Raw genomic sequence first — 26,294 nt, forward strand, 5'->3', positions numbered from 1 at the left:
ATGCCGACGACCGTTCTGCCGATCGCCGCGATTGCCGGGGATATCGCCGATTTCGCCAACAGCCGACCGCATCATCCCGAGCGCATGGTGACCGAACGGCGGCGCTATCGCACGATCTGGATCAGCGACGTCCACCTCGGCACGCGCGGCTGCAATGCCGATATGCTGATCGACTTCCTCGATCACGTCGACAGCGAGACGATGTACCTCGTCGGCGACATGATCGACGGCTGGCGGCTCAAGAAGAGATTCTACTGGCCGGCGGCGCACAACGACGTGGTGTGGCGGCTGCTCAAGCGCGCGCGGCGCGGCACGCGGATGATCTACATCCCCGGCAACCACGACGAGGTGTTCCGCCAGTTCTCCGGCCTCGATTTCGGCGGCATCGCGATCCGCCGCAAGGCGATCCACGAGACGGCGGACGGCAAGCGCCTGCTCGTCCTGCACGGCGACGAGTTCGATGCGATCACGCTGGCGCACCGCTGGCTCGCCCATGCCGGGGACATGGCCTATACCGTGCTGATGGCGCTGAACCGCTGGGTCAACGCCGTGCGCCGCCGTTGCGACCTGCCTTACTGGTCGCTGTCGAAACATGCCAAGGCGAAGGTGAAGAACGCCGTCGCCTTCATCTCGCATTTCGAGGAGGTGGTGGCGCACGCCGCCGGATCGCGCGGGGTGGACGGCGTGGTGTGCGGCCATATCCACACCGCCGAGATCCGGGAGATCGCAGGCGTCCTTTATTATAACGACGGCGACTGGGTGGAGGGCTGCACCGCCCTTGTCGAACATGTCGACGGGCGGATGGAGGTGCTGCACTGGGCCGACGAGATGGCGGCGCGGTCCCGCGACACAATCGTGCCGCTGGCCGCCTGACATGCGCATCGCGATCGTCACCGACGCCTGGGCGCCGCAGGTCAACGGCGTGGTCCGCTCGCTGGAGGCGGTGATCGGCGAGCTTCGCGCGATGGGCCATCAGGTGCTGGTGATCGCGCCGGATACGTTCCGATCGGTGCCCTGCCCGACCTATCCCGAAATCCGCCTCGCCCTCGCCGGGGTGCGCGCGGTGGGGGAGAGGATCGCGGCCTTCGCGGCGGAGGCGGTGCATATCGCCACCGAAGGGCCATTGGGCGTCGCGGCGCGGCGCTGGTGCGTGGCGCGCGGCCGCCCCTTCACCACCGCCTACCACACCCAATTCCCCGATTATATCGCGGCGCGGATCGGGATGAACCCGGAATGGGTGTGGCGCTATATCCGCTGGTTCCACGCACCCGCGCAGGGCATCCTCGCCTCCACCCCGACGATCGAGGCGACGCTGGCGGCGCATGGCCTGCCACATGCGCGGCGCTGGGGCCGGGGCGTGGCGGCGGAGTTCCGCCCGCACGGCGTGCTCGATGCGGCGATCGCCGTGCTGCCGCGCCCGATCATGCTCTATGTCGGGCGGGTGGCGGTGGAGAAGAACGTCGCCGCCTTCCTCTCCGTCGATCATCCCGGCAGCAAGCTGGTGGTCGGCGACGGCCCGGCGCGTGCCGCGCTGGAAGCGCGCTTCCCCGAGGCGCATTTCCTCGGGCCACGCTTCGGCGAGGTGCTGGCAGCGGCCTATCGCACGGCGGACGTGCTGGTGTTCCCGAGCCGCACCGACACGTTCGGGCTGGTGATGATCGAGGCGTTGGCGTGCGGCACCCCGGTCGCCGCCTTCCCGGTCACCGGCCCGCTCGACGTGCTGACGCCGGAGGGCGGGGCGATGGACGAGAAGCTCTCCGCCGCGATCGATCGCGCGCTGGCGCTCGACCCACGCCGCTGCGCCGAGCTGGGCGCGCGCCACACCTGGCGGGCGAGCGCGGAGCAGTTCCTCGCCGCGCTCGCGCCTGTTCCGGCGAGTCTTGCCGCTTGACGCTTGCCCTATCGGGCGGGGCGCACTAAGTCGTCCGGCGTGACACGGCCGCTCCGGTAAGGGGCGGCCCTATTTGTTTCCGACGGAGTTTCCCGTGGCCCAGCCGCTCATGCCCCATGCGACCGCCTCCTGGCTGGTCGACAATACCGCGCTCAGCTTCGAGCAGATCGCCGATTTCTGCGGCCTCCACATCCTCGAGGTGCAGGCGATCGCCGACGACACCGCCGGCAGCAAGCTGACCGGCCGCGATCCCGTCCGCGCGCACGAACTGACGATGGAGCAGATCGAGAAGGGGCAGGCCGACCCCGACTATCGCCTCCAGATGACCAAGGGGCCGGAGCAGGTCCGCCGCACCAAGGGGCCGCGCTACACGCCGGTCTCCAAGCGGCAGGACAAACCCGATGGCATCGCCTGGATCATCCGCAACCACCCGGAAATCTCGGACGGCACGATCTCGAACCTGATTGGCACGACGCGCACCACGATCGCCGCGATCCGCGACCGCACGCACTGGAACATCGCCAATATCGTGCCGAAGGACCCGGTGACGCTGGGCCTCACCACGCAGCGCGAGCTTGACGCGGCGGTGGCGAAGGCGGCCAAGGCGTCGGGAGTCGAGCAGGCGCCGACCGATCACCGGCTGGAGGGCGACCGCGAGGCGCTGATCGAGCAGCTCCGCGCCGAGCGTGAACAGGCGGCGCGCGATGCCGAGACGGCCGGCGACGATGGCGCCGGCGAGCATCGCTTCGAGGACCCGTTCCGCCGCTGACCCGACCCGCCGGGGCCGGTTGCCCCGGCGTCACCCCATCGTCAGCACGATCTTGCCGACATGATCGCCCGCCTCCATCCGGCGATGCGCCTCGGCCGCCTCGGCGAGCGGATAGGTGCGGTCGATCACCGGACGCAGCCGACCGGCCTCGACATAGGGCCATACCGTCCGCTTCAATTCCTCCGCCACCAACGTCTTGAAGCCGGTGTCGCGCGGACGCAGCGTCGATCCGGTCAGCGTCAGCCGGCGGCGCATGATGTCGAAGATCGGGATCGTCGCGCTCGCCCCGCCCTGCACCGCGATCGAGACGTGCCGGCCGTCCTCCGCCAGGCATTTGAGGTTGCGCGGCACGTAATCGCCGCCGACCATGTCCAGCACCGCCGCGACACCCTTGCCGCCGGTGATCTCCTTCACCCGCTCCACGAAATCCTCGGTGCGGTAATTGATCGCATGGTCCGCGCCGAGCTTCCTCGCCGCCGCGACCTTCTCGTCCGAGCCGGCGGTGACGATGATCTCCAGCCCGAAGATATTGGCGAGCGCGATCGCCATCGTCCCGATCCCGCTGGTGCCGCCATGGACCAGCACCGTATCGCCCTCCACGGCGAACGCACGCTCGAACAGGTTGGTCCAGACGGTGAACAGCGTTTCGGGGATCGCCGCCGCCTCGATCATCGTCAGGACCTCGGGCACCGGCAGGCACAGGCCGGCGGGCACGACGGCATATTCGGCATAGGCCCCGCCCGCGACCAGCGCGCAGACCCGCGCGCCCTCCAGCGCCGGATCGAGCCCCGCGCCGACCGCCGCGACCGTGCCCGACAATTCCAGCCCGAGGATCGAGGGCGCGCCGGGCGGCGGCGGATAAGCGCCGAGCCGCTGCACCACGTCCGGCCGGTTGACCCCGGCGGCGGCGACGCGGATCAGCACCTCGCCCGCGCCGGGCCGCGGCACCGGCCGCTCGACCGGCCCCAGCACTTCCGGTCCGCCGGGCGACTCGGGATCGATCGCCAGCATTGTCGTCGGAATCTCGGCCATCCGTCTTGCGCCCCACCCAGATTATGCAGCCGCTTATTGACTTCGCACCTGCGGCGGTCAACGCTCTCGACATGGATCTGGACGATATCCTCGGCCCCCGGCCCGACGATCCGCTGACCGCGCTGCTGCGCGAGGATCTCGATCGTCTTTCCGTGGCGGAGCTGGAGGCGCGGATCACCGCGCTGGAGGGCGAGGTCGCGCGCTGCCGCCGCAAGATCGAAGGCGCCGTTAACCACCGCGCAAGCGCCGACGCGCTATTCAAGCGATGAGTGCTGGCGCATCGGGTCGGCACGTTGCTCCCGATGCGGAGGCCCCGGCGCTTGATGCGAGGCCCTTCCCTCCCGACATAGTGGAAAAGGGGCCGCGCATGTGTCGTGGCCCGTCAGGAGTATCGTAATGCCATCCTTTGCCAGCGCTCTGGAAACCACGCTGCACAAGGCGCTCGAGGCCGCATCCTCCCGCCGCCACGAATATGCGACGCTCGAGCACCTGCTGCTCGCGCTGATCGACGACGAACATGCCAGCCAGGTGATGGCGGCCTGCGGCGTCGATCTCGGCGAACTCAAGACCACCGTCGCGCACTATCTCGATACCGAGCTGGGCGCGCTGAAGGTCGAGGCCGCGACCGACCCCTCGCCCACCAGCGGCTTCCAGCGCGTCGTCCAGCGCGCGATCCTGCACGTACAGTCCTCTGGCCGCGACGAGGTGACCGGCGCGAACGTGCTCGTCGCCCTGTTCTCCGAGCGCGAGAGCTACGCGGTCTATTTCCTCCAGCAGCAAGACATGAGCCGGCTGGATGCGGTGAGCTACATCAGCCACGGCGTCGGCAAGGGCAACGCCGCCGGCGACGCGCCGCCCCCCAAGGGGGTCGAGGAGGAGAAGAAGGAGAAGCCCGAGGCGAAGCAGAAGGGCGAAAGCGCGCTCAAGCAGTTCACTGTCGACCTCAACGAGAAGGCGAAGGCCGGCAAGGTCGATCCGCTGATCGGGCGCGGGCCGGAGGTGGACCGCACCGTGCAGATCCTCTGCCGTCGCTCGAAGAACAACCCGCTCTACGTGGGCGATCCCGGCGTCGGCAAGACCGCCATCGCCGAGGGGCTGGCGCGCAAGATCGTCGAGGGCGACGTGCCCGACGTGCTGAAGCCCGCCGTGATCTACTCGCTCGACATGGGCGCGCTGCTCGCCGGCACCCGCTATCGCGGCGATTTCGAGGAGCGGCTCAAGCAGGTCGTCAACGAGCTGGAGAAGCTGCCCCACGCGGTGCTGTTCATCGACGAGATCCATACCGTGATCGGCGCGGGCGCGACCAGCGGCGGGGCGATGGACGCCTCGAACCTGCTCAAGCCCGCACTCTCCGGCGGGACGATCCGCTGCATCGGCTCCACGACGTACAAGGAGTTTCGCAACCATTTCGAGAAGGATCGCGCATTGCTGCGCCGGTTCCAGAAAATCGACGTCAACGAGCCGACGATCGAGGACACGATCAAGATCCTCGCCGGCCTGCGCTCCGCCTTCGAGAGCCATCACAGCGTGAAATACACGCCCGATGCGATCAAGTCGGCGGTCGAGCTGTCGGCGCGCTACATCAACGATCGCAAGCTGCCCGACAAGGCGATCGACGTGATCGACGAGGTCGGCGCGATGCAGATGCTGGTGGCGCCGTCGAAGCGCAAGAAGACGATCACGCCGAAGGAGATCGAGGCGGTGATCGCCACTATGGCGCGCATCCCGCCGAAGACGGTCAGCAGCGACGACAAGAAGGTGCTCGAGACGCTGGAGACGGACCTGAAGCGCGTCGTGTTCGGCCAGAACAAGGCGATCGAGAACCTGTCGTCGGCGATCAAGCTCAGCCGCGCGGGGCTGCGTGATCCGGAAAAGCCGATCGGCTGCTATCTGTTCACCGGCCCCACCGGCGTCGGCAAGACGGAGGTGGCGAAGCAGCTCGCCTCGATCATGGGCATCCCGCTCCAGCGGTTCGACATGTCCGAATATATGGAGCGCCATTCGGTCAGCCGGCTGATCGGCGCGCCTCCGGGCTATGTCGGCTACGATCAGGGCGGCCTGCTCACCGACGCGGTGGACCAGAATCCGCACAGCGTACTGCTGCTCGACGAGATCGAGAAAGCCCACCCTGACCTCTACAACATCCTGTTGCAGGTGATGGACAACGGCAAGCTCACCGACCACCACGGCAAGACGGTCGATTTCCGCAACGTCATCCTCATCATGACGACCAACGCGGGCGCGTCCGACATGGCGCGCGAGACGGTCGGCTTCGGCAACCTCACCCGCGAGGGCGAGGACGAGCAGGCGGTGCAGCGCATGTTCACGCCGGAGTTCCGCAACCGGCTCGATGCGATCGTGCCGTTCAGCTACCTGCCGCCGGAAGTGGTCGCGCGGGTGGTGGACAAGTTCATCCTCCAGCTCGAGCTCCAGCTCGCCGACCGCGACGTGCATATCAAGCTGACCGACGATGCGCGCCAGTGGCTGACCGACAAGGGCTATGACAAGCTCTATGGCGCGCGGCCGATGAGCCGGCTGATCCAGGAGAAGATCAAGCAGCCGCTCGCGGAGGAACTGCTGTTCGGCAAGCTCGTCCACGGCGGCGAGGTGACGGTGAAGCTGAAGGACGGCGCGCTGGCCTTCGAGATCGTCGCCGCCGCGCCGAAGAAGCCGCGCAAGAAAGGCGGCGGCCGCGTGGAGAAGGTCAAGGCCTGAGCCGGGACAGGGGCGGCGCGGACGACGAACCGCGCCGCCCCCCGTTTTCCTTCGCTACCCGGCAGATGCCACGGTTTCGGAGGAATGCTTTACCCGTCCTTTAACCATCCTGCGCTAGGCAGATGGCATGAAGGCGACCAAAGACCTTTGCGAACGAACGCTCGCGTTTCTTGAGCAGCAGCGGCTGCCGGCGACCCCGCGCAACTATGCGCTCGGATTCTTCCATTGCTGGGGAACGCTGCCCGCGCTCAGCCAGGCGATCGCCGCGATTATCGACGGCGGCGTGCGGGTGACGCAGCAGGAGGCGGATTCGCTCTACGCCGGCTTCCTCGGCGGAGTCATGGGCGAATCCCCTGTCGCGCCGGAGGAACCGGCGGCCCCCGGCACGGACGTGCTGCGCCACCAGGCGCTGCGCCTCGTCGATCTTGCCGCCTCCGCGCAGGCGGTCACCGGCGAGTTCAGCCGCGAACTGGCGTTCCGGCTGGAGGATTTCAGCGAGGACGATCTGGCGCCGCTGCGCGAGTTGCTGATCGCCACGCTCGCCCGCTCGCAGCGTTCGGAACGCGAGCTTGCCGCGACCACCGCGCAGCTCGAACAGATGCGCAGCAAGCTGGAGATCGCGCAGGGCGATGCGGAGCGCGATGCGCTCACCGGGCTGCCCAACCGTCGCGGAATCGAGGCGCATCTCACCCGCGCCTGCGCCGACAGCGAACCGCGCGTGATCGCGATGTGCGACATCGACCGTTTCAAATCCTATAACGATCGCTACGGCCACGCCGTCGGCGATCGCGTGCTGCGCACCGTCGCCGCAAGCCTGAAATCCTCGCTCGACGACGAATTCGTCGGGCGCTGGGGCGGCGAGGAGTTCCTGCTCGTGCTGCGCGGCGATCTCGCCACGGCACAGCGGATGGTGGAGGAAGCGCGCCGCGCGCTCGGCGATCGCCATTTCCGCCTGCGCGAAACCGACGAGCCGATGGGGCGAATCACCTTCTCCGCCGGCATCACCATGCTGCCCGCCGACGAGGCCGCGATCGCCGCCGCGATGGAGCGCGCCGATGCCTTGCTCTACCAGGCGAAGGAACAGGGCCGGGATCGCGTGATCGCCGGCTGAGCACGGTCTATCCCGCTGTAATCGCAAAAAATGCTGTTATCGCAATAATCCTTTCCCCGCATTTACGATCTGTTCGCATGCTCGCCGCTAGAGCGCTCTCATGCCGGGTCGCACCGCTTTGAAATGGATATACGCGGCGCTCGCCGCGCTCGCCGCGCTGCTGGCGACCGTGCCGGCGGAGGCTGCGGGCGCCGGGCTGGTCGGCACGCCGATCGCGACATGCGTGTCGCCGGTACGTCCCGGCGACACGGCGACGGCGATGCTCCGCGCCGACGCGCGCTATGATTGCGTGCGCGATCAGGAATCGTTCGGCGCCGGGGATTATTGGGTCCGCTCCGCCCCGCTCTCGACCCGCGCGGCGACCGTCCGCACCGCGAGCGTGTGGCAGGACGACGCGACGCTCTACATCGCCTATGCCGACGGCGTGGTGCTGCGCCAGCGCATGGACGGGCATGACGCGACCCATGCGATCCGGCTCGGCGCGATCTTCGAACGGACATTGCCGCAGCGCGCCGCGCCGGTGACGCGATTGCTGTGGCATGTGCGCGGCTCGATGAACCTGCGCGGCATCGTCATCGCCCCGCGCCTCGCGACCGAAGCGCAGAGCGCGGCGTCGGACCTGCTGCTCGGCGCGCTCTACAGCGCGTTCGGCGGGCTGAGCCTGTCGCTGCTCGTCTATAATTTCGCCTTGTGGGGCGCGCTGCGCCATCGCTTCCAGCTTGCCTATTGCGTGCTGGTGGCGGGGATGATGCTCTATGCCTTCTCCTCGTCAGGCGCGATGGCATGGGTGTTTTCGGGGCTGGAGAACAACGAACGGCTGCGCATCAACTATGTGATGGTGTCCGTCTCGACGATCAGCGTGCTGGCGTTCGCGCGCAGCTTCTTCGAGCCGGCGGTGTTCCGGGGCTGGGTCGCATGGGCGACCGATCTCGCGATGGCGGCGCTGGGCATCGCCGCGACCGCCTTCGCGGTGCTGGCGCCGTGGCATTTCCACCTGCTCGACCGCATCCACGCGATCAGCTTCGTCATCGCGATCGCGGTGGTGCCGGTGATCCTGTGGTCGGCGTGGCGGGAGCGCAGCAACTATCTGTGGCTGTTCGTCGTCTCCTGGGCCGCGCCGATAGTGCTGGCCGGCATGAGGGTGGCGGAGAACTTCCATGTCATCGCCTGGAGCTTCCTGCTCGACAATTCCACCCTGCTGTCGATGACGGCGGAGGCGCTGCTCTCCAGCCTCGCCATCGCCTATCGCTTCCGCCTGATTGCGATCGAGCGCGACGACGCGCGCGCGAGGGCGAGCGCGGCCTGGCAACTCGCCGACGCCGATCCGCTGACCGGGCTGCTCAACCGGCGCGGCTTCCTTCGCGCGGCGGTGGGGCGGGCGCAGCCGCACCTGCTGGTGCTGGCCGATATCGACCATTTCAAGTTGGTCAACGACGCGCTCGGCCATGACGGCGGCGACGAGGTGCTGCGCATCATCGCCCGCGCGCTGCGCGCCGCCGCGCCGCCCGACGCGCTGGTCGCCCGGCTCGGCGGCGAGGAATTCGCGGTGCTGGTGCCGGAACGGCGCGGCGATGTCGCCGCCGAGGTGCTCGCCCGCGTGCGGCGCGAGCGGATGCCGTTCGACCTCACCGTCACCGTCTCGCTCGGCACCTGCGCCGGGCCGATCGCCAGCGAGCAGGACTGGAAGGCGCTCTACCGCAACGCCGATCAGGCGCTCTACGCCGCCAAGGCCGCCGGGCGCGACCGCGTGCGCCACGCCGCCGGCCCGCTCGCCGCGTGACGCTTTCGCGCCGCCGCTGAATAAGGTAAAGCGCTGCGCATGGAACGTCGCCGCCGCGCCTTTTTGCTGATCGCCGCCGCGCTGATCGTCGTTGCGATCGGGGAGCGCCGCCCGCTGATCTCCCTCGACGCGCCGTCGGCCGATTCGATGGTCGACGCCCGGCCGGTCGCGCGGGCCACCGTCAATCTCGGCGTGTTCGGCCTGTCGCTGCTGGTGCGGCTGAACGACGCGCGCTGAGCATCGCCTGCGTCCTTGACCCCCGGCCAACCCCTGCCGCATAGCCAATCCATGGCCTCGACCCCCGATGAAGATGCGATCGCCGCGATGACGTTCGAGGCGGCGCTGCGCGAGCTGGAAGCGATCGTCCACAAGCTCGAATCCGGCGAGACGCCGCTCGCCGAGGCGATCGACCTCTACGAGCGCGGCAATGCGCTGCGCGCGCGCTGCGCCGAACGGCTGGACGCGGCGCAGGCGCGGATCGAGGCGATCCGGCTCGATGCGGAAGGTCGCGCGACCACCACGCCGTTCAGCGCGGGATGAAGCCATCCCCCGCGCTTCAGGCGGCGCTGGCCGAAACCGCGCGCGCGATCGATGCACGCTTCGACGCGCTGCTGGCGATTCCGGACGATCCCCGCGCCGACCTGTATCGCGCGATGCGTCACGCCGCGATCGGCGGCGGCAAGCGGCTGCGCCCGCTGCTCGTCCTCGCCACCGCGCAGATCTTCGGCTGCGACCACGACAGCGTGACGCGGGTCGGCACCGCGATTGAGGCGATCCACGTCTATTCGCTGATCCACGACGACCTGCCGGCGATGGACGACGACGACATGCGGCGCGGCAAGCCGACCGTGCACAAGGCGTTCGACGAGGCGACCGCGATCCTCGCCGGCGACAGCCTGCAGACGCTGGCATTCGAGATATTGTCCGATCCCGCGACCCACCCCGATCCGTTCGTCCGCGCCGAGCTGGTACTGGAAGTGGCGCGCGCCTCCGGGCCGGCTGGAATGGCCGGCGGGCAGGCGATGGACCTGGAGGCGGAGCGCGCGCAGTTCGATCTCGCCACCGTCAGCCGGTTGCAGGCGCTCAAGACCGGTGCGCTGATCGCCGTCGCGGTGGAGGCCGGCGCGATCCTGGGCCGCGTGCAGCCGGAGGGGCGCACCGGCCTGCGCGGCTATGCCCGCGACATCGGCCTCGCCTTCCAGATCGTCGACGACCTGATCGACGTGGAGGGCGACGAGGCGGCGGCGGGCAAGAAGCTGCGCAAGGATGCCGAGGCGGGCAAGGAGACGTTCGTCTCGCTGCTCGGCGTCGAGCAGGCGCGCGAGCGCTGCCGGCTGCTGGTCGATCAGTCGATCGCGCATCTGCGCCACTACGGGCGCGAGGCCGATCTGCTGCGCGATATCGCTCATTACGTGCTGGAAAGGGATCGTTGAGCCATGACCACCCGCATCGGCGTCTATCCCGGCACGTTCGATCCGATCACGCTCGGGCATATGGATATCATCCGGCGCGGCGCGAAGCTGGTCGATCGGCTGGTGATCGGGGTGACGACCAACCCCTCCAAGTCGCCGATGTTCTCGCTGCCCGAGCGGATGGCGATCGTCGAGCGCGAGGTCGCGACGATCGACGCCGACATCCGCGTCGTCAGCTTCGATTCGCTGCTGATGGACTTCGCCGAGCGCGAGGGCGCCGGGGTCATCGTGCGCGGGCTGCGCGCGGTGGCCGATTTCGAATATGAATATCAGATGGCCGGCATGAACCAGCAGCTCAACGACCGGATCGAGACGGTCTTCCTGATGGCCGACGTCGCGCTTCAGCCGATCGCCTCGCGACTCGTGAAGGAGATCGCGATCTTCGGCGGGGAGATCGGCAAGTTCGTCACTCCCAATGTGCGGGAGGAAGTGGTCGCGCGCGTCCAGGTGCTAGGCCGGCGCGGCGCGTGAAGGTTCAGATTGGCGCAAGCGGCGCTATGCTTTAGGGCGCAACGCCTGCGCGGCGGCGCGCGGCAGCGAGTTTGGAAAGTCGGATTGATGCGTTTCATCGGTGTAGTGGCGATCATTGGCGCGCTGGTGGCGACCCCGGCGCTCGCCAAGAAGGAAAAGAAGGACACGGTCGTCCAGACCGAGGCGCCGGCCGTGCGCGCCGCGCCGCCGGCGCTGGACGACAAGACCAACCAATGGCTGCTCGACCTGTCGGACGGCGGGCGGGTGACGATCCTGCTCCGCCCGGACGCCGCGCCGCTGATGGTCAACCGCATCAAGACGCTGACCCGCCAGCATTTCTACGACGGCCTCACCTTCCATCGCGTGATCGACGGCTTCATGGCGCAGGGCGGCGATCCGAAGGGCGACGGCACCGGCGGCTCGACGCTGCCGGACATCAAGGCCGAGTTCAATTACCTGCCCCACGTCCGCGGCGCGGTGGCGGCGGCGCGCGCGCAATCCGATGACAGCGCGAACAGCCAGTTCTACATCGTCTTCCAGCCCAGGCTGTCGCTCGATCACAAATATACGGTGTTCGGCCGGGTGATCGACGGGATGCAATATGTCGACGGGATCGAGCGCGGCGAGCCGCCCGCCAATCCGACGCGCATCATCCACGCCTATATCGCCAGCGACAACCCGCCGGCTTATCAGGCCGCGCCGCCGCCGGCGGTGAATGCCGGCGCGGTGCTCGGGCCGGTCACATTGCCGGGCGCGGGCAAGCCCGCGGCCCCGGCCAAGGCGCCGCCCAAACCCAAGAAGCCCTGACGCGCCCACCGGGGCCAGCGCGCCGATGGACGTCGACCTGTTCGATTTCACGCTGCCGCCGGAGCGGATCGCGCTGCGGCCGGCCAGCCCACGCGAATCCGCGCGGCTGCTCGTAGTGGAGGGCGACGGGATGCGCGATCGCACGGTCGCCGATCTGCCGCGCGAACTGCGCGCCGGCGACCTGCTCGTCTTCAACGACACGCGCGTCATCCCCGCGCAGCTTGAGGGGACGCGCGGCGGGGCGAGGATCGGCGCGACGCTCCACAAGCGCGAAGGCCCCCGCCGCTGGCGCGCCTTCGTGCGCAACGCGAAGCGGGTGCGCGACGGCGACACGATCGATTTCGGCGCGGGCGTCCGCGCGGTCGCGAGCGATCGCGGCGCGGACGGCAGCATCGCGCTGGACTTCGCGGGCGACGAACCGGTCGAGCTGCTGCTGGAGCGTGCCGGGCGGATGCCGTTGCCGCCCTATATCGCCGGCAAGCGCCCCGCCGACGCACGCGACGCGGACGATTACCAGACGATGTTCGCGCGCGAGGCCGGCGCCGTCGCCGCCCCCACCGCCGCGTTGCATTTCACGCCTGCGCTGGTCGCCGCGCTCGATGCCGCCGGGATCGGGCACACCATGCTGACGCTACACGTCGGCGCCGGCACCTTCCTGCCGGTGAAGGCGGACGACACCGACGATCATGTGATGCACGCCGAATGGGGCCGGATCGACCAGCCGACCGCCGACCGCCTCAACGCCACCCGCGCGGCGGGCGGCCGGGTCATCGCGGTCGGCACCACCTCGCTGCGGCTGATCGAGAGCGCGGCCGGCGTGGACGGCGTGATCCGCCCGTTCGAGGGCGACACCGCGATCTTCATCACCCCCGGCTATCGCTTCCGGGGGATCGACGGCCTCGTCACCAACTTCCATCTGCCGCGCTCGACGCTGTTCATGCTCGTGTCGGCGCTGATGGGGCTGGATCGGATGCAGGCCGCCTACGCCCATGCGATCGCGGCGGGCTATCGTTTCTATTCCTATGGGGACGCCTCGTTGCTGCTGCCATGAGGCTTTGGCGGCTGGCCGAGGCGAGCGCCGGGTGCGGGAACGGAGTCTCAGTCCGCGATCCGCCTCAATGCTGATCCCTTGTGCATAGCGATATGATCGGTCCTGTCGCTCTTGATCTCATATTGCGGATCGTCAGCGCTGGCGTGATGCGTATAGCCTTTGTAGTCCACGTCCTGCGTGTGGACCTTGATGATCCTGCCGCTGACATGACCGGCCTCTGAATTCCAGGCGACGTGATCGCCGACTTCAAAGCGTTGGCTCATCCCGCGCTCCCATGATCATTGCGGATTCCTCAATATCAACTCGCCGACGCCTGCGCGATATTGAGTTGACCGCGTCGTTTTGCGATTATCCGCGCTCGGACCGATCATCATGACCGCCAGGGCGCCACCGGCAAAGCCACCCCGCACCGCGCGGCCGCTCGACGGAACGCACAGGGAGAGCGGCGATACGCCCTGGAATCGACACCAATCCCGGCATCGCGGGCGAGCCGGATGAGCCGGTACATTCGACATGCGCATTCTGCTCCAACCAGTTGAAGTCATCCCCGGTCACGGTGCAGCGGCTGACCTTAGGAAAGCCGCAACCGTGGCTGCTCGGCCGGCTGGCGGAAATCGACGGCGGAAATGTCGAGCCGTTTTGCTGCGCGGACGTTCGCATGACCAGTTCACCCATCCCGGTCGGGCATATCCAGCTCAAGCGCGCATATGAACCGGCCGAACCGGGCGACGGCGTGCGAATCCTCGTCGACCGGCTGTGGCCGCGCGGGGTGAGCAAGGCCAAGGCCGCGCTCGACGACTGGATGAAGGACATCGCCCCCAGCACCGAGTTGCGGCAATGGTTCGGCCACGATCCCGCGCGCTGGGCGGAATTTCAACGCCGCTATCGCGCCGAGCTTCGCGGAAGAACCGAAGCCCTCGATCGAATCCGCGCTCTCGCCAGGGACGGCATGGTCACGCTCGTCTATAGCGCACACGACGAGCGGCATAACGATGCCGTCGTCCTGAGAAATGTGCTGTACGACGAAGCCTGAGCGAGGATCGCGCATTCGGCGGGCTGACGATTGCCGCTCAACGATAGCTTCGATGCAGTCACCTGCATTGCATGGAGATAATGGCGGAGACGGAGGGATTCGAACCCTCGATACGGTTTCCCGTATGACGCTTTAGCAAAGCGTTGGTTTCAGCCACTCACCCACGTCTCCGGCTGCGGCGCGAGGGCGGGCTATAGCGGCGGGAATCGCGGCGATCAACCGATGCGTTGCGGATTCGCCTCGGCGCGAAATCGACTCGGGTCGTCGTCAGGTTCATTGCCGCGAAAGCGGCTTGGTGGTTACGCTTCCTCGCGGGGATCATTCCGTTTCCCGGGGGAAGGTTGAAGATGCGCAAGGTGATGCTGGCCCTCGGGCTGACGGCGATGGCGATAGCCAGCACGGCGACAGCGCAAGTGCGGACGATCGACCCCAACAAGGCGATCGACAATGATATATCGCCCGCATCCAGCCATGCGCCCGCCGCGCAGCAGACGCAGACCTATCCCGACGAGCCGGTGCCGGCCGAGGCCCCTCCCCCGCCCGCGCAGTCCGCGCCGCTGGCGCTGCCGCCCGCGAACGGCGCCGCGACGCCGGACAACCGCGCGCAGGCGACCAGCAACGCCGCCGACACCTTTCACCGCGACGACCTGATCAGCGCCGGCGAAGGCGTGTTCGGCAAGGGCGCCGAGGGCCTCGCCTCGATCATCGAGAAGATCCTGAAGGATCAGGGCGAGCCGAACGCCTATATCGCCGGGCGCGAGGCGTCTGGCGCGGTGGTCGTCGGCCTGCGCTACGGCTCGGGCATCATGACGCATAAGGTGGAGGGGCAGATGCCGGTCTATTGGACCGGCCCGTCGCTCGGCTTCGATCTCGGCGGCGACGCCAACAAGGTGTTCGTGCTGGTGTACAACCTCTACGACACCGAGGAGCTTTACCGCCGCTTCCCCGCAGCCGAGGGGCGGCTGTATTTCGTCGGCGGGTTCGCCGCGACCTATCTGCGGCGCGGCAATATCGTGCTGATCCCGGTGCGGCTGGGGGTCGGCTGGCGCGCCGGGGTGAACGTCGGCTACATGAAGTTCAGCCACAAGTCGAAGTGGCTGCCGTTCTGATCTAACGGCAGCCGGCCGTCCGCAGCGACTAGTCCCTGAACACCGGCCCGCGCTTTTCCATGTTCGCGCGCACCGCCTCGACCTGATTGGGCGAGCGCAGCAGCCGAATCTGTTCCGCGCTTTCGGCGCGCAGCACCGTTGCCGCATCGCCATCCGCCGCGAGATTGTAGAGCCGCTTGGACGCGCGCACCGCATCGGGATTGCGCCCCGCGATCTCGCGCGCCAGCGCCATCGCCGCCGCATGGGGATCGTCGGCCAGCCGCGTCGCGAAGCCATAGGCCAGCGCATCCGCGCCGGAGAACTCGCGCGCGGTATAGGTCAGCTCGCGCAGCACGTCGTCGCGGGCCAGCGTGCGCCACAGCGCGACCCCGGCCATATCCGGCACCAGCCCCCAAAATGTCTCGCGGATCGACATGCGCGTCGCGGGGTGGACGATGCGGATGTCCGCGCCGGACATCACCTGGAAGCCGCCACCCATCGCCACGCCATGCACCGCGGCGATCACCGGCATCGGCAGCTCGCGCCAGCCCCAGGCGACATGCTGCGCGGCGTTGGCGAGACCGTGGCTACGCGCGGCGAGGTCGGTGCCCGATCCGCCGTCCGCCATCGAGGCCATGTCCAGCCCCGCGCAGAACGCCCTGCCCTCGCCGGACAGCACGGCGACGCGCACGCCCTTCATCTCCGCCAGTCGCGCGATCGCGTCGTTGATGCCGGCGAACATCGCGGGATCGAGCGCGTTCATCTTCTCCGCGCGGGCCAGCCGGATATCGGCGATCCCATCCGCCACGTTGATCGTCACCCGCTGTTCCATCGCTCTCTCTCCTGTGCTTCGCGGCAAAGCGCTACCCTGCGCCGCGCGCCGCATCAACGTCCGGGCGTTGCGCCGCGCGTGCGAGCGTGTAGGACGAGGCGCATGAACTTCGACCCCGCAAAGATGGCGCTCGAGATGATCGAGAACCGTGAGTTCAACGGTCACGCCGGGCGGCTCGGCGTCCGCTTCCACGCGATGGGCGAGAACTGGCTGGAACTCGCGCTGCCCTATTCGGAGGAGCTGATCGGCAACGAGGAGAGCGGCGTGATCGCCTCCGGCCCGATCATCGCGATGATGGACGTGGCGACCAGCATCGCCGTGTGGCAGCGCATCGGCGGCTTCGCGCCCCACGCGACGCTCGACCTGCGCATCGACTATCTGCGGCCGGCACGGCCGGGCCGCACCGTGATCGGCCGCGCGGAATGCCTGCGCGTCGCGCGCTCGATCTCCTTCACGCGCGGCATCGCGCACGACGGCGATATCGACGATCCGATCGCGCATGTCGCGGCAACCTTCATGGTGCCGAGCGGCACTTATCCGAGGATCGGCAAATGAAGCTCCCGCCCTATGCCGCCCTGCTCGAAGCGACGCTGGAACGCGCCGGGGACGGGACGCCCGTGATGGTGATGCCGTTCCACCAGGGCGTGCTCGGCCGCCCCGGCTTCCTGCAAGGCGGCGCGATCTCCGGCCTGCTGGAAGTGGCGGCGATCGCCTCGCTGCATCACGCGCTGGAGGGCGAAGGCGGCGGGCGGATCAAGCCGATCAATGTCACGGTAGATTTCATGCGCGGCGGCCGCGACCGCGAGACGCGCGCGACCGGGCGGATCACACGGCTCGGCAACCGCGTCGCCAATGTCGTCGCCTTCGCGTGGCAAGACGACCGCGACCGCCCGATCGCGGCAGCGCGGATGAACTATCTGATCGAGCGGGATTGAGGGCGGCCGGCCAGGCGCCTGACCGGGGCCGCCTGCTCGGCCCTTACCGCTGGGCGTTATACTTGAGCTGATCCTCGGTGAGCTGGAAGCCCACCAGCGCCTCGAAGCTGGCCGAGAGCACCGCCTGCCGGATATCCGGCGCGCTGAGCGGATCGATGGCCGCATCCTCCTGCCCCGCCTTGCGCTTGCGGTTGAGCTTGGCGCGCACCTCCGGCGAGAGCGTGGCGGCGGCGCGGGTGATGCTCGTCGACGCCTGCCCGCTGGTGGACGCGAGCGTCTGGCCCGCGTCGAAATGCAGCCCGACCCGCCCGACGCGCTTGGCGACCACGGCATTGCCGGCGCGGACGATGGTGATGAAATAAGGCAAGGTCACGTCGCGCGGGCCGTCCGCGCGCGTCCGCCGCGCACGCACGTCGAAGGTGACGTTGGTCAGCACCTGCTCGCCGCTGTCGTCGCATGTCGAACGGACGTTGGTGATATCCGCCACCACGTCGATCGCGCTGGAATCGCGGCTCGTCGCCGGATCGAACAGGGTGATGTCCCCCGTCCCCGCCGGAACGCCCACCACCGGGCAGGCCGAGCGGACGGCGGTGATGCCGACGCCGGAGGTGAGATCGATGTCTCCGGTCTTGGCGCAACCCCCCAGCGCGGCGAGAAGGACGATCGGGGCGGCTGCTTGGCGAAAGGTCACTGGCACTACCTTGGCTCGAACACGAAATGGGGCCGCGCTTGCGATCGAAGGCGGCCCCGTTGCGTCTGCACCATAATCGTTCCGCGCGCGCTGGCAATGCCGCGCGCGCGCCGGAAAATCACTGTTCGAGCGAAAGCCCGCCCGTCACCGGCGCCTTGGCGGCGGCGGCGATCGCCATATTCGCCAGCGCGGTCGTGCTGCGCGTGTCGGTGACGATCGCGGGCTGCGCGGCGGCGGGCGCCCCGGCGGCATCGGCGTCGGCGTAGATGAAGCCGCTGGTCGGATAGCTGGAGGTGCCGAGATCGCCCTGCGGCGCGTACCACACCTTCACCTCGCTCCAGTCGTTGTTGGGGGACACGTCGACGGCGCGCACATCGGTCTCGACGCGGCCGGGGCGCGACCAGTTGGCGTGGGTCAGCCGCACCTCGCGGTCGCTGACGACGCGCGACACCATCGCGACATGGCCGACGCGCATCCGGTGCGTCGCCTTGAACGCCAGCACCGCGCCGACACGCGGCGCGTTGCCGCGCTCGTAGCGACCGGCGGCCTGGCCCCACCAGGTGTTGGCGTTGCCGTGGATGTCGATGCCGGAAATCTCGCGGGCATAGGGCGCGCACTGCCAGAACTGCGCAGCCGCCGGGCCGGTGGCCATCAGGCCGCACGTTACCACCAGCGCGAATCGCGCCGCCAAAACCTTCAAATTCACTTGCGACCCCCCGGTCAACAGGACGTTCGTTGGACCTGTCGCTACGGGCAGAGGTTAAAGAAACCAAGCACCGCGGGAACCTTTTCCGATGAGTCGTTTCGACGTGCCGATGACTCGATCCGGACGCGCTTCATCCGCCGGTCATGCGAAGGGTTCGCGCGGTTCCGAATCGAGCACGCCGGCCGCCGCGAGCTGCGCCAGCCGCGCCTCATGCTCCCCGCGCCCGAACGGGAAGCGCGCGTAGAAGAAGGCGCCGACACCATAGAATAGCAGATAGCAGCAGGAATAGATGACGGTCAGCCGGTCGAGCGTCGCCTCCGGCACCTGCCCCGGCACCGCTTTCGCGGGGAAGCTCGCGGCGGCGAGGATCAGCCCGCAGACGAAGATGCCGATGCCGCTGGTGCATTTCTGGACGAAGAAGCCGCCGGCGAAGAACAGCCCCTCGGAACGTCGCCCGGTGCGCGATTCCGATTCCTCCACCACGTCCGCCAGCATCGACGCGCCAAGCACATAGGCGGTGACGCTGCACGCCGTGGAGACCCCGGCGAAAAGGAACACCAGCGGCAGCAGCCACGGATCGCCGACCGCCGGGAACATGCCGAAATGACGCAGCCAGAAAGGCGTGGTGCCGATCACCGCCGCCAGCACCGAGGCGGTCGCGCCGACCTTCGGCTTGCTGCCGTGCCGCCCGACGATCGGCGCGACGACGAACGCGACCAGCACGCCCGCGAACAGCGCGATGCTGTACCAGACGAACGTCATCCCCTTGAAACCCCAGACGAAGCTGGCGATGTAATTGGAGATCGCGTAGATGATCCCCTGCCCCGTATAGGCGCACACCCCCGCCAGCATCAGCACGGCGAAGGCGCGGTTCTTCAGCGTCTCGGCGATGTCGCGCATGTTCTGCGCCAGCGACTGTTTCGCGATCTCCGGCCTGGGCAGGCGCGGGATCTCGCGATGCGTGCCGATCGCCGAGACGAAGATCGCCGTCCCCATGAACAGCGCCCCGGCCAGCGCGAAGCCGCGATAGCCCGCCGGGTTGAGCAGCCCGTTGGAATAGCCGGGCGCGGGCGCGAGGAACCAGACGTAGGCGGAGATCAGCATCAGCAGCCCGCCGGCCCAGCCGAACAGGTAGCGATAGGACATGATCCGCGTGCGCTCGTCATAATCGGCGCTCAGCTCGGCGGCCATCGCCTGGCTCGGCACCTCATAGGCGCTGACCGCGCTGCGCACGATCACCGCGACCGCGAACAGCCACAGCAGGATCACCGGCTCCGGCCGGCCGATCGGCGGATTCCACAGCGCGATCCAGCCGAGCATGATCGGCAGCGCAGCGCCGTACAGCCACGGATGCCGCCGCCCCCAGCGGCTGCGCGTGCGATCGGACAGCGAGCCGACCGTGGGATCGACGAAGGCGTCGACGATCAGCGCGATCATCACGACGAAGCCGACCGTCGCCGCCGGCACGCCGACCACCTGATTGTAGAACAGCAGCAGGAAGGTGCCGAAGCCGGCGTCCTTCACGCCATAGGCGGCGGCGCCGAAACCGTAGCATCCCATCACGCCCCTGGAGAGGCGGCGAGCCGGCGGAGTGGTCACCGGCGTCGCCGCTTCCGGCGTGACGGGAGCGTTCACGCCATCGACTCCAATGCCTCGAACATGCCCGGCATCGTCGGATCCCAGCTCTGCCGCGTGCCGATCGTCAGGCCGCCGTCGACCAGGATGTGCGTGCCGGTGACGAAGGCCGCGTCGTCGCTCGCGAGATAGGCCACCGCCGCCGCGATATCCTCCGGCCGGCCGGCGCGCTTCACCGGCTGGGCGTGCGCGGCGATGCCGCCGATCATCTGGTTCGCCGCCGCGCGCTTGTCCGCCGGCAGATCGAGCGCGCTGACGAAGATGTTGGTGGTGATGAAGCCCGGCACGACCGCATTCACCCGGATCGAATCCTTCGCCAGCTCGGCGGCGGCGACCTTGGTGAGATGGAGTACGCCGGCCTTCGCGGTCGAATAGGCGATCGGGGCGTAGCCGCTGCCGAGCGCGGAGACGCTCGACGTGTTGACGATCGCGCCGCCGCCACGCTTCGCCATCAGCGGCGCCGCATAGCGGATGCCGAGCGCGACCGAGCGCAGCAGCAGCGTCTGCGTGCGGTCCCAATCGTCGGGCGCGATCTCGTCGATATGCTCGCGCGCGCCGCCCGCGCCGGCATTGTTGAACAGCACGTCGAGGCCGCCCGCCGCGTCCGCCGCCTCGACCAGCGCGCGGATATCCTCCGCCTTCGTCACGTCGCAGCGCTGGAAGCGGATGCGGCCGTTGGAGGTTTCCGCCACCTCGCGCCCGCCCGCCTCGTCCACGTCGCCGATCCATACATCGGCGCCCTCCTCCGCCAACCGGATCGCGGTCGCGCGACCGATCCCGGAGGCGCCGCCGGTCACGACGGCGCGCTTGTTGGTGAAGCGCATATCTCTCTCCTGTGCGTGTTTTCGGCAGCATAGTATGGGGTTGAACCACGTCAATCGAGCATCGTTCGAATTTTCGGTTTGCCGCACTTGCCCGTCGCGCGGCCGTCCGTTAGCGCGCGGTGAAAGCATTTCGAGGGAGAGTCGAATGAGCCTGAACAATCTTTTCAGCCTGGAGGGGCGCATCGCGCTGGTCACCGGCGGGTCGCGCGGGATCGGCAAGATCATCGCCAGGGCGTTCATCGAGCAGGGCGCGAAGGTCTATATCTCCTCGCGCAAGGCGGCGGCCTGCGAAGAGACCGCCGCCGAGCTTGGCCCGAACTGCATCCCGCTGCCGCAGGACGTCTCCACCGTCGCCGGCTGCAAGGCGCTCGCCGAGGCGCTGGCGGCGCGCGAGGAGCGGCTCGACATCCTCGTCAACAATGCCGGCGCGGCCTGGGGCACCCCGTTCGAGGATTTCCCCGAGAGCGGCTGGGACAAGGTGATGGACCTCAACGTCAAGTCGCCCTTCTTCCTGACGCAGGCGCTGCACAACATGCTGAAGCGCGAGGCCAGCCATGACCGCCCCTCCAAGGTGATCAACATCACCTCGATCGACGGCCTGCGGCTCAATCCGTGGGAGACGTACAGCTATCATGCGTCCAAGTCGGCGCTGATCTATCTCACCAAGCGGATGGCGGCGCGGCTGGTGAACGACGGGATCATCGTCACCAGCCTCGCCCCCGGCGCCTTCGCCAGCGAGATGAACCGCGCCGCGCGCGACCACGGCGACGAGGTGGCGAAAGGCATCCCGATGCGGCGCGTCGGCAATTTCGACGACATGGCCGGCGCGGCGATCTTCCTCGCCAGCCGCGCGTCGGATTATGTGGTGGGCGACACGTTGGTGGTGGACGGCGGGCTGGTCAACGCGGCCCTGGGCACCAGCATCGATCCGTGAGCTTCAACGCGGGGGGCGCCCCGCCGGCTCGCGCTCCCCTCGCCCCGGCGCAACCATGTTGCCCGCCCCCGATCGCGTGATATTCCTTGCGGCTCCCCTGAACGACTCAAGTGATGGAGGATTGCGTGGGTATCTTTTCGACGATCATGAACAAGATTTTCCACCATGACGCGCCGGCGCCCGAAGCGAGCGCGCCGGCCGACACCGGTGGAGCGACGGCGGACGCAGCCGTCGCGGCAGCGCCCCCGCCGCCAAGCGAGCCGGTCGATGTCGAGGCGGTGCTCACGCAACTCGCCGCCGGCAAGGGCGGCGGCGGCAACTGGCAGGTATCGATCGTCGACCTGCTCAAGCTGCTCGACATGGATTCGAGCCTAGACGCCCGCAAGGAACTGGCGAACGAGCTGGACGTCCATGCCGGCGCGGACGGCTCCGCCGAGGAGAATATCGCGCTCCACAAGGCGGTGATGCAGAAGCTCGCTGAAAACGGCGGCAAGGTGCCGGACAGCCTGCTTCATCACTGAGCGGCCCGCACCGGCCGGAAACCACCAGCGCCACCCCGCATCGGGGTGGCGTTTTGGTTTGAGGGCGAGAGCCTAGGGCGGATCGACATTCAGGAGATGGCGCGGCGAAAATGGTGGTTTCGCGTGACCCGGCGCGCAGCGGACTAAAGGTCCGTGAGCACCGGAAGCACGCGAAAGCGCCATTTGCAGCCCGCCAGAACTGAATGTCGATCCGCCCTAGTCGAACAGCCCGTCCTGACCGCCCACCGGCGGGTTGAGGCCGAGGTGCTTCCAGCCGCCGGGGTTGAGGATGCGCCCCCGCGCGGTGCGGGCGACGAGGCCGAGCTGGATCAGATACGGCTCGATCACCTCCTCGATCGTGTCGCGCGGCTCGGAGAGGCCGGCGGCAAGCGTCTCCACCCCCACCGGCCCGCCGCGATAGATGTCGGCGATCATCATGAGGTAACGCCGGTCCATCGCGTCGAGGCCGAGCTTGTCGACCTCCAGCCGGTTGAGCGCTCGGTCGGCGGCCAGCGCATCCACCTCGGCGACCCCGGCGACATTGGCGAAGTCGCGCACGCGGCGCAGCAGCCGGCCGGCGATGCGCGGGGTGCCCCGCGCGCGGCGCGCGATCTCCGCCGCGCCGTCGCGCGCGATGTGCAGGTCGAGCAGCCGCGCGGCGCGCGACACGACATGCTCAAGCTCGTCCACCGTATAGAATTGCAGCCGCACCGGGATGCCGAAGCGATCGCGCAGCGGCGTGGTGAGCAGCCCCTGCCGCGTCGTGGCGCCGACGAGGGTGAAGCGCGGCAGGTCGATGCGCACCGACCGCGCCGACGGCCCCTCGCCGATCATCAGGTCGAGCGCGCGATCCTCCATCGCCGGATAGAGCACTTCCTCCACCGCCGGCTGAAGGCGATGAATCTCGTCGATGAACAGCACGTCGCCATCCTCGAGATTGGTGAGCAGCGCCGCGAGATCGCCCGACTTGGCGATCACCGGACCGGAGGTGGCGCGGAAGCCCACGCCCATCTCGCGCGCGACGATCTGCGCCAGCGTCGTCTTGCCGAGGCCGGGCGGGCCGAACAGCAGGACGTGATCGAGCGCGTCGCCGCGTGCCCGCGCCGCCTGGATGAACACACGCAGATTCTCGCGCGCCGCCTTCTGCCCGACGAACTCGTCGAGCGTCCTGGGGCGCAGCGCCGCATCGACATCCTCCGGCCGGCGGGCGGGGGTCAGCAGGCGATCGGCATCGGTCATCGCCGGGACATAAACGGAACGCACGGGCGGGGGGAAGCGAAAATCGGACGGCTGAGGAAAGCGGAAGCGACCGGCGACGCTCGCGTCACGCGGATGCCGGAGGAACGCGCCGTGGATGACGCCCGCGCATGCCATCGGGACGCGGCGGCCGCCGCAACGCCTCGAAACGAACAACCGCCAGCGGCGGGCGCGGCCTCACCGGATCGCGAGGTTCGCGAAGAATACCGCCCACATCGCCATCAGCACGACATTGCCGAGCGCGAAGGGGACGAGGCGATGGGCCACATTGTTCCACGTCATATGGATCAGCGTGTGGACATAGCGCAGGCCGACATAGGCCCAGGCGAGCCACAGCAGCAGCGGCGTCACCCCGCCCGAAACGAACGCCATCAGGCACAGGACATAGAAAAGGATCGGCAGTTCCAGCAGGTTCATCATCGCCCTGTTGGGGATGGCGACACGGCTGCCGACCCGAGCGGATTCGCCGAACCGGAAATCGTCCGGCGTCACTTCCTTCTTCCGCACCGCGGCGAAGCGCCGCAGCGGTATCTGGCCCAGCACGATGAAGGTGAGCAACGCCAGCGCGCCCATCGGCCAGAATATCGCGGTGCCGGTCATCGCGCGCGCCTCACCTCGCCGCCTTGCGCAGCGCGAGCCGCACCAGCGCGTCGAGCGTCGCGCTGCCGCCCAGTTCCTCCTCCGCCGCCGCCACCGCCCCGCTCGCCTCCGCCGGGCGGAAGCCGAGGTTGAGCAGCGCCGACACGGCGTCCGCGCCCGCGCCGCCCGCCACCGGCGCCGCCGCGCCCGACCCGCCGGGGCCGAGCGCGATGCCGCCCGCCTTGTCCTTCAGCTCGCGCACGATGCGCTCGGCGAGCTTGGGGCCGACGCCGTTGGCGCGCGCGACCATCGCCTTGTCCTGCGCGGCGATCGCGCGCGACAGATCGGCCGGCTCCAGCGCGGAGAGGATCGCCAGCGCCACCCGCGCGCCGACGCCCTGCACGCCGGTCAGCAGGCGGAACCAGTCGCGCTCGTCGGCGCGGGCGAAGCCGACGAGGCGGATGAATTCCTCCCCCACCAGCATCTCGGTGAACAGCACGCACGCCTCGCCCACCGGCCCGATCGCGGCGAGCGTGCGGGAGGAGGCGCCGACGAGATAGCCGACGCCGCCGACGTCGATCACGGCATGATCCACGCCGGTCGATTCCAGCCGGCCCTTGAGGTGCGCGATCATCGGGCGGCGCGGAACGGAAGGTATCGCATGGACGGTACGTAACCGGAACGGCGGGGCGGCGGAAGCGGCTTTGCGCACAGGCGGGATGAAGCGCGGCAAACGGGTTCGTCAGCGGCGGTTAACAGTGATATCGATAGGAGGCTTTCCGCAAGCATCGATAAGGTCCACCCATATGATGACCGTGAACTGGCGTGCGTTGACGTTGCGGGCGACGGCGGGCGCCGTCGCCGTGGCGGTTCCTCTTGTCGCCGTATCCGCCCAGGATTATCCGCCCCCGCCGCCGCCGCCGCCGGGGAACTATCCGCCTCCGCCGCCAGCCTCGGGCTACCCGTCGCAGCCCTATGGCGGCCAATACGACCAGTACAACCAGTCCGCTCCGGCCTATCCCGATACGCCGCCGCCGTCGGACGCTTATGCCAACACGCCGCCGCCAGGCTATGACGGCACGCAACCGCCGCCCCCGCCACCGGGCTATCAGGCGGACCCGGCCTATACGCAGCAGCAGGACCAGGACCGCCGCTACGAAGCCTATGCCGAGGATTGGGCGCAGCGTTATTGCGTGCGCTCCGGCAACAACGCCGGCACCGGCGCGGTGATCGGCGGCCTGCTCGGCGCGCTGCTCGGATCGAGCGTCGCCGGGCGGCACGATCGCGGCGCCGGCCTCGCGGTCGGGGGCGTGATGGGCGCGGTCGGCGGCGCGGCGGTGGGCAGCGCGAGCAGCGGCGCGACCAGCCCCGGCTGCCCGCCGGGCTATGTCGTGCGCGGCGGCGCGCCGGCGTTCTATTACGAGGGCTATGGCGAACCCTATTATTATGCGGCGCCCGCCTGGTATCGGCCGTGGGTGTTCATCGACAACCGCTGGACCTATCGCCCCTATCCGTATCGCAACTGGTATTACCGGCATTACGGCTACGGCCGGCCGGGCTATGGCCGTCCCGGTTACGGCTGGCGCGGCGGATACCGGCACCGCCGCTATTGAGCGACGCCGCGCCCGAGGTCGCCCGGCGGCCTCAGGCGCGGACGATCCCCGCGCGCCGGCTGGCGAGATGGTGCGCGTGGGTGATCGCCACCGCCAGCGCGTCGGCCGCGTCGGGGCCGGCGATCTTCGTGCCGGGCAGCAGCCGCGCGACCATCGCGTGGACCTGCGCCTTCTCGGCATTGCCGACGCCGACCACCGCCTTCTTGACCAGCCGCGCGGCATATTCGCCCGGCTCGATCCCCGCGCGCGCCACGCCGAGCAGGATCACCCCGCGCGCCTGACCGAGCTTCAGCGTCGACTGCGGATTGACGTTGACGAACACCTCCTCGACCGCCGCGGCGGCGGGCTGATAATCCGCGATGATCGCCGCCAGCATCGTATCGAGATGCGCCAGCCGCCGCGCGAGCGGCTCGGCGGTGTCGGTGACGAGCCGGCCGTTGGCGATATGCGACAGCCGGTTCCCCTCCGCCCGGATCACCCCCCAGCCGGTCGTGCCGAGGCCGGGATCGAGGCCGAGGATGATCATCGCGCCGCGCCGCAGGCCAAT

General features: G+C 68.8%; 31 protein-coding genes and 1 tRNA gene. 20 read left to right on the top strand and 12 right to left on the bottom strand.

The window, feature by feature from the left end; genetic code table 11:
- The 3 genes from F9288_RS00005 to F9288_RS00015 all read left to right on the top strand — a co-directional run bounded on the left by F9288_RS00005 (position 1) and on the right by F9288_RS00015 (position 2,660).
- Positions 1-873, top strand: coding sequence for a UDP-2,3-diacylglucosamine diphosphatase (locus F9288_RS00005; RefSeq protein WP_174834738.1), 873 nt, complete (start codon positions 1-3; stop codon positions 871-873).
- 1 nt (position 874) lies between these two features.
- Positions 875-1,891: a glycosyltransferase family 1 protein gene (locus F9288_RS00010; RefSeq protein WP_174834739.1), complete on the top strand. Its 1,017-nt coding sequence runs from the start codon at positions 875-877 to the stop codon at positions 1,889-1,891.
- Between the two features lie 94 nt (positions 1,892-1,985).
- The gene (locus F9288_RS00015) at positions 1,986-2,660 is read left to right on the top strand and encodes a DUF1013 domain-containing protein (protein ID WP_174834740.1); all 675 of its coding nucleotides are present in this window, start codon (positions 1,986-1,988) and stop codon (positions 2,658-2,660) included.
- Positions 2,661-2,690: 30 nt separating this feature from the next.
- Here the strand turns inward: F9288_RS00015 and F9288_RS00020 are convergent, their stop codons facing one another.
- Complete coding sequence (locus F9288_RS00020) at positions 2,691-3,692, bottom strand: NAD(P)H-quinone oxidoreductase (protein ID WP_174834741.1); 1,002 nt, start codon at positions 3,690-3,692, stop codon at positions 2,691-2,693.
- Between the two features lie 71 nt (positions 3,693-3,763).
- Between F9288_RS00020 and F9288_RS00025 the strand changes: the two genes are divergently transcribed.
- The 10 genes from F9288_RS00025 to queA all read left to right on the top strand — a co-directional run bounded on the left by F9288_RS00025 (position 3,764) and on the right by queA (position 13,099).
- Positions 3,764-3,961, top strand: coding sequence for a DUF1192 domain-containing protein (locus F9288_RS00025; RefSeq protein WP_174834742.1), 198 nt, complete (start codon positions 3,764-3,766; stop codon positions 3,959-3,961).
- Positions 3,962-4,088: 127 nt separating this feature from the next.
- Positions 4,089-6,407 (top strand): ATP-dependent Clp protease ATP-binding subunit ClpA, encoded by a 2,319-nt coding sequence (gene clpA / locus F9288_RS00030; protein ID WP_174834743.1) that lies wholly within the window; start codon positions 4,089-4,091, stop codon positions 6,405-6,407.
- Positions 6,408-6,534: 127 nt separating this feature from the next.
- A complete protein-coding gene (locus F9288_RS00035) occupies positions 6,535-7,518 on the top strand; it encodes a GGDEF domain-containing protein (protein WP_174834744.1) in 984 nt (327 codons plus the stop codon).
- Positions 7,519-7,618: 100 nt separating this feature from the next.
- Complete coding sequence (locus tag F9288_RS00040) at positions 7,619-9,298, top strand: diguanylate cyclase (RefSeq protein WP_174834745.1); 1,680 nt, start codon at positions 7,619-7,621, stop codon at positions 9,296-9,298.
- Positions 9,299-9,337: 39 nt separating this feature from the next.
- Positions 9,338-9,535 carry a hypothetical protein gene (locus F9288_RS00045; protein WP_174834746.1) on the top strand — a complete coding sequence of 66 codons (198 nt, stop codon included), beginning with the start codon at positions 9,338-9,340 and terminating at the stop codon, positions 9,533-9,535.
- Between the two features lie 51 nt (positions 9,536-9,586).
- Positions 9,587-9,838, top strand: coding sequence for an exodeoxyribonuclease VII small subunit (locus tag F9288_RS00050; protein ID WP_174834747.1), 252 nt, complete (start codon positions 9,587-9,589; stop codon positions 9,836-9,838).
- Positions 9,835-10,731, top strand: a complete 897-nt coding sequence (locus F9288_RS00055) for a polyprenyl synthetase family protein (RefSeq protein ID WP_174834748.1) — start codon at positions 9,835-9,837, stop codon at positions 10,729-10,731. Before F9288_RS00050 ends, F9288_RS00055 begins: the two co-directional genes overlap by 4 nt.
- 3 nt (positions 10,732-10,734) lie before the next feature.
- Positions 10,735-11,241 carry a pantetheine-phosphate adenylyltransferase gene (coaD, locus tag F9288_RS00060; RefSeq protein ID WP_174834749.1) on the top strand — a complete coding sequence of 169 codons (507 nt, stop codon included), beginning with the start codon at positions 10,735-10,737 and terminating at the stop codon, positions 11,239-11,241.
- 87 nt (positions 11,242-11,328) lie between these two features.
- Positions 11,329-12,048, top strand: coding sequence for a peptidylprolyl isomerase (locus tag F9288_RS00065; RefSeq protein WP_174834750.1), 720 nt, complete (start codon positions 11,329-11,331; stop codon positions 12,046-12,048).
- A gap of 25 nt (positions 12,049-12,073) precedes the next feature.
- Positions 12,074-13,099: a tRNA preQ1(34) S-adenosylmethionine ribosyltransferase-isomerase QueA gene (gene queA / locus F9288_RS00070; protein WP_174834751.1), complete on the top strand. Its 1,026-nt coding sequence runs from the start codon at positions 12,074-12,076 to the stop codon at positions 13,097-13,099.
- Between the two features lie 47 nt (positions 13,100-13,146).
- On the opposite strand, the gene F9288_RS00075 is transcribed toward queA, so the two are convergent.
- A complete protein-coding gene (locus F9288_RS00075; protein ID WP_174834752.1) occupies positions 13,147-13,362 on the bottom strand; it encodes a DUF2945 domain-containing protein in 216 nt (71 codons plus the stop codon).
- 272 nt (positions 13,363-13,634) lie between these two features.
- Between F9288_RS00075 and F9288_RS00080 the strand changes: the two genes are divergently transcribed.
- Positions 13,635-14,132: a DUF488 domain-containing protein gene (locus F9288_RS00080; RefSeq protein ID WP_254620999.1), complete on the top strand. Its 498-nt coding sequence runs from the start codon at positions 13,635-13,637 to the stop codon at positions 14,130-14,132.
- An 81-nt stretch (positions 14,133-14,213) separates the two neighbouring features.
- Here F9288_RS00080 and F9288_RS00085 read toward each other — a convergent pair.
- A tRNA-Ser gene (locus tag F9288_RS00085) sits at positions 14,214-14,303 on the bottom strand.
- 176 nt (positions 14,304-14,479) lie between these two features.
- Here F9288_RS00085 and F9288_RS00090 point away from each other — a divergent pair.
- Positions 14,480-15,241 (top strand): DUF1134 domain-containing protein, encoded by a 762-nt coding sequence (locus F9288_RS00090; RefSeq protein ID WP_174834753.1) that lies wholly within the window; start codon positions 14,480-14,482, stop codon positions 15,239-15,241.
- Between the two features lie 28 nt (positions 15,242-15,269).
- On the opposite strand, the gene F9288_RS00095 is transcribed toward F9288_RS00090, so the two are convergent.
- A complete protein-coding gene (locus tag F9288_RS00095) occupies positions 15,270-16,052 on the bottom strand; it encodes a crotonase/enoyl-CoA hydratase family protein (protein WP_174834754.1) in 783 nt (260 codons plus the stop codon).
- A 102-nt stretch (positions 16,053-16,154) separates the two neighbouring features.
- On the opposite strand from F9288_RS00095, the gene F9288_RS00100 reads away from it, so the two are divergent.
- Positions 16,155-16,607 carry a PaaI family thioesterase gene (locus tag F9288_RS00100; RefSeq protein ID WP_254621000.1) on the top strand — a complete coding sequence of 151 codons (453 nt, stop codon included), beginning with the start codon at positions 16,155-16,157 and terminating at the stop codon, positions 16,605-16,607.
- Positions 16,604-16,987, top strand: coding sequence for a PaaI family thioesterase (locus F9288_RS00105; protein WP_174834755.1), 384 nt, complete (start codon positions 16,604-16,606; stop codon positions 16,985-16,987). The genes F9288_RS00100 and F9288_RS00105 overlap by 4 nt, the downstream gene beginning before the upstream one ends.
- Before the next feature lie 43 nt (positions 16,988-17,030).
- Here F9288_RS00105 and F9288_RS00110 read toward each other — a convergent pair whose 3' ends face one another.
- From F9288_RS00110 to F9288_RS00125, 4 genes are all read right to left on the bottom strand, one after another.
- The gene (locus F9288_RS00110) at positions 17,031-17,678 is read right to left on the bottom strand and encodes a hypothetical protein (RefSeq protein WP_254621001.1); all 648 of its coding nucleotides are present in this window, start codon (positions 17,676-17,678) and stop codon (positions 17,031-17,033) included.
- A gap of 118 nt (positions 17,679-17,796) precedes the next feature.
- Positions 17,797-18,384, bottom strand: a complete 588-nt coding sequence (locus F9288_RS00115; RefSeq protein ID WP_254621002.1) for a CHAP domain-containing protein — start codon at positions 18,382-18,384, stop codon at positions 17,797-17,799.
- A gap of 141 nt (positions 18,385-18,525) precedes the next feature.
- Positions 18,526-20,019 (bottom strand): MFS transporter, encoded by a 1,494-nt coding sequence (locus F9288_RS00120; RefSeq protein ID WP_368076185.1) that lies wholly within the window; start codon positions 20,017-20,019, stop codon positions 18,526-18,528.
- Positions 20,016-20,843, bottom strand: a complete 828-nt coding sequence (locus tag F9288_RS00125) for an SDR family NAD(P)-dependent oxidoreductase (RefSeq protein ID WP_174834756.1) — start codon at positions 20,841-20,843, stop codon at positions 20,016-20,018. The genes F9288_RS00120 and F9288_RS00125 overlap by 4 nt, the downstream gene beginning before the upstream one ends.
- Before the next feature lie 145 nt (positions 20,844-20,988).
- Between F9288_RS00125 and F9288_RS00130 the strand changes: the two genes are divergently transcribed.
- Both F9288_RS00130 and F9288_RS00135 read left to right on the top strand, forming a co-directional pair.
- Positions 20,989-21,777 (top strand): SDR family oxidoreductase, encoded by a 789-nt coding sequence (locus F9288_RS00130; RefSeq protein ID WP_174834757.1) that lies wholly within the window; start codon positions 20,989-20,991, stop codon positions 21,775-21,777.
- 125 nt (positions 21,778-21,902) lie between these two features.
- Positions 21,903-22,298, top strand: a complete 396-nt coding sequence (locus tag F9288_RS00135; RefSeq protein WP_174834758.1) for a DUF3597 domain-containing protein — start codon at positions 21,903-21,905, stop codon at positions 22,296-22,298.
- 216 nt (positions 22,299-22,514) lie between these two features.
- Here the strand turns inward: F9288_RS00135 and ruvB are convergent, their stop codons facing one another.
- From ruvB to ruvA, 3 genes are all read right to left on the bottom strand, one after another.
- Entirely contained in the window at positions 22,515-23,537 is a 1,023-nt protein-coding gene (gene ruvB / locus F9288_RS00140) for a Holliday junction branch migration DNA helicase RuvB (RefSeq protein ID WP_174834759.1), read from the bottom strand.
- 195 nt (positions 23,538-23,732) lie between these two features.
- Positions 23,733-24,155, bottom strand: coding sequence for an MAPEG family protein (locus F9288_RS00145; protein ID WP_174834760.1), 423 nt, complete (start codon positions 24,153-24,155; stop codon positions 23,733-23,735).
- A gap of 10 nt (positions 24,156-24,165) precedes the next feature.
- Positions 24,166-24,768, bottom strand: coding sequence for a Holliday junction branch migration protein RuvA (gene ruvA / locus F9288_RS00150; RefSeq protein WP_174834761.1), 603 nt, complete (start codon positions 24,766-24,768; stop codon positions 24,166-24,168).
- 172 nt (positions 24,769-24,940) lie between these two features.
- Here ruvA and F9288_RS00155 point away from each other — a divergent pair, with 172 nt between their 5' ends.
- A complete protein-coding gene (locus F9288_RS00155; protein ID WP_174834762.1) occupies positions 24,941-25,747 on the top strand; it encodes a hypothetical protein in 807 nt (268 codons plus the stop codon).
- Positions 25,748-25,778: 31 nt separating this feature from the next.
- Here F9288_RS00155 and ruvC read toward each other — a convergent pair whose 3' ends face one another.
- Positions 25,779-26,273 carry a crossover junction endodeoxyribonuclease RuvC gene (ruvC, locus tag F9288_RS00160; protein WP_174834763.1) on the bottom strand — a complete coding sequence of 165 codons (495 nt, stop codon included), beginning with the start codon at positions 26,271-26,273 and terminating at the stop codon, positions 25,779-25,781.
- Positions 26,274-26,294: the final 21 nt, after the last annotated feature.

The sequence above is a fragment of the Sphingomonas sp. CL5.1 genome, from assembly GCF_013344685.1.
Lineage (GTDB): Bacteria > Pseudomonadota > Alphaproteobacteria > Sphingomonadales > Sphingomonadaceae > Sphingomonas.

Excerpts from the sequence above, each read along its gene's own strand:
- F9288_RS00105 (WP_174834755.1), top strand. The coding sequence starts at position 16,604 with ATGAAGCTCCCGCCCTATGCCGCCCTGCTCGAAGCGACGCTGGAACGC.
- F9288_RS00090 (WP_174834753.1), top strand. The coding sequence starts at position 14,480 with ATGCGCAAGGTGATGCTGGCCCTCGGGCTGACGGCGATGGCGATAGCC.
- F9288_RS00005 (WP_174834738.1), top strand. The coding sequence starts at position 1 with ATGCCGACGACCGTTCTGCCGATCGCCGCGATTGCCGGGGATATCGCC.
- F9288_RS00045 (WP_174834746.1), top strand. The coding sequence starts at position 9,338 with ATGGAACGTCGCCGCCGCGCCTTTTTGCTGATCGCCGCCGCGCTGATC.
- queA (WP_174834751.1), top strand. The coding sequence starts at position 12,074 with ATGGACGTCGACCTGTTCGATTTCACGCTGCCGCCGGAGCGGATCGCG.
- F9288_RS00050 (WP_174834747.1), top strand. The coding sequence starts at position 9,587 with ATGGCCTCGACCCCCGATGAAGATGCGATCGCCGCGATGACGTTCGAG.
- F9288_RS00040 (WP_174834745.1), top strand. The coding sequence starts at position 7,619 with ATGCCGGGTCGCACCGCTTTGAAATGGATATACGCGGCGCTCGCCGCG.
- ruvB (WP_174834759.1), bottom strand. The coding sequence starts at position 23,537 with ATGACCGATGCCGATCGCCTGCTGACCCCCGCCCGCCGGCCGGAGGAT.
- F9288_RS00055 (WP_174834748.1), top strand. The coding sequence starts at position 9,835 with ATGAAGCCATCCCCCGCGCTTCAGGCGGCGCTGGCCGAAACCGCGCGC.
- F9288_RS00130 (WP_174834757.1), top strand. The coding sequence starts at position 20,989 with ATGAGCCTGAACAATCTTTTCAGCCTGGAGGGGCGCATCGCGCTGGTC.
- F9288_RS00095 (WP_174834754.1), bottom strand. The coding sequence starts at position 16,052 with ATGGAACAGCGGGTGACGATCAACGTGGCGGATGGGATCGCCGATATC.
- F9288_RS00155 (WP_174834762.1), top strand. The coding sequence starts at position 24,941 with ATGATGACCGTGAACTGGCGTGCGTTGACGTTGCGGGCGACGGCGGGC.
- F9288_RS00075 (WP_174834752.1), bottom strand. The coding sequence starts at position 13,362 with ATGAGCCAACGCTTTGAAGTCGGCGATCACGTCGCCTGGAATTCAGAG.
- F9288_RS00065 (WP_174834750.1), top strand. The coding sequence starts at position 11,329 with ATGCGTTTCATCGGTGTAGTGGCGATCATTGGCGCGCTGGTGGCGACC.
- ruvA (WP_174834761.1), bottom strand. The coding sequence starts at position 24,768 with ATGATCGCGCACCTCAAGGGCCGGCTGGAATCGACCGGCGTGGATCAT.
- F9288_RS00125 (WP_174834756.1), bottom strand. The coding sequence starts at position 20,843 with ATGCGCTTCACCAACAAGCGCGCCGTCGTGACCGGCGGCGCCTCCGGG.
- F9288_RS00025 (WP_174834742.1), top strand. The coding sequence starts at position 3,764 with ATGGATCTGGACGATATCCTCGGCCCCCGGCCCGACGATCCGCTGACC.
- F9288_RS00035 (WP_174834744.1), top strand. The coding sequence starts at position 6,535 with ATGAAGGCGACCAAAGACCTTTGCGAACGAACGCTCGCGTTTCTTGAG.
- F9288_RS00010 (WP_174834739.1), top strand. The coding sequence starts at position 875 with ATGCGCATCGCGATCGTCACCGACGCCTGGGCGCCGCAGGTCAACGGC.
- F9288_RS00100 (WP_254621000.1), top strand. The coding sequence starts at position 16,155 with ATGAACTTCGACCCCGCAAAGATGGCGCTCGAGATGATCGAGAACCGT.
- coaD (WP_174834749.1), top strand. The coding sequence starts at position 10,735 with ATGACCACCCGCATCGGCGTCTATCCCGGCACGTTCGATCCGATCACG.
- F9288_RS00145 (WP_174834760.1), bottom strand. The coding sequence starts at position 24,155 with ATGACCGGCACCGCGATATTCTGGCCGATGGGCGCGCTGGCGTTGCTC.
- clpA (WP_174834743.1), top strand. The coding sequence starts at position 4,089 with ATGCCATCCTTTGCCAGCGCTCTGGAAACCACGCTGCACAAGGCGCTC.
- ruvC (WP_174834763.1), bottom strand. The coding sequence starts at position 26,273 with ATGATCATCCTCGGCCTCGATCCCGGCCTCGGCACGACCGGCTGGGGG.
- F9288_RS00020 (WP_174834741.1), bottom strand. The coding sequence starts at position 3,692 with ATGGCCGAGATTCCGACGACAATGCTGGCGATCGATCCCGAGTCGCCC.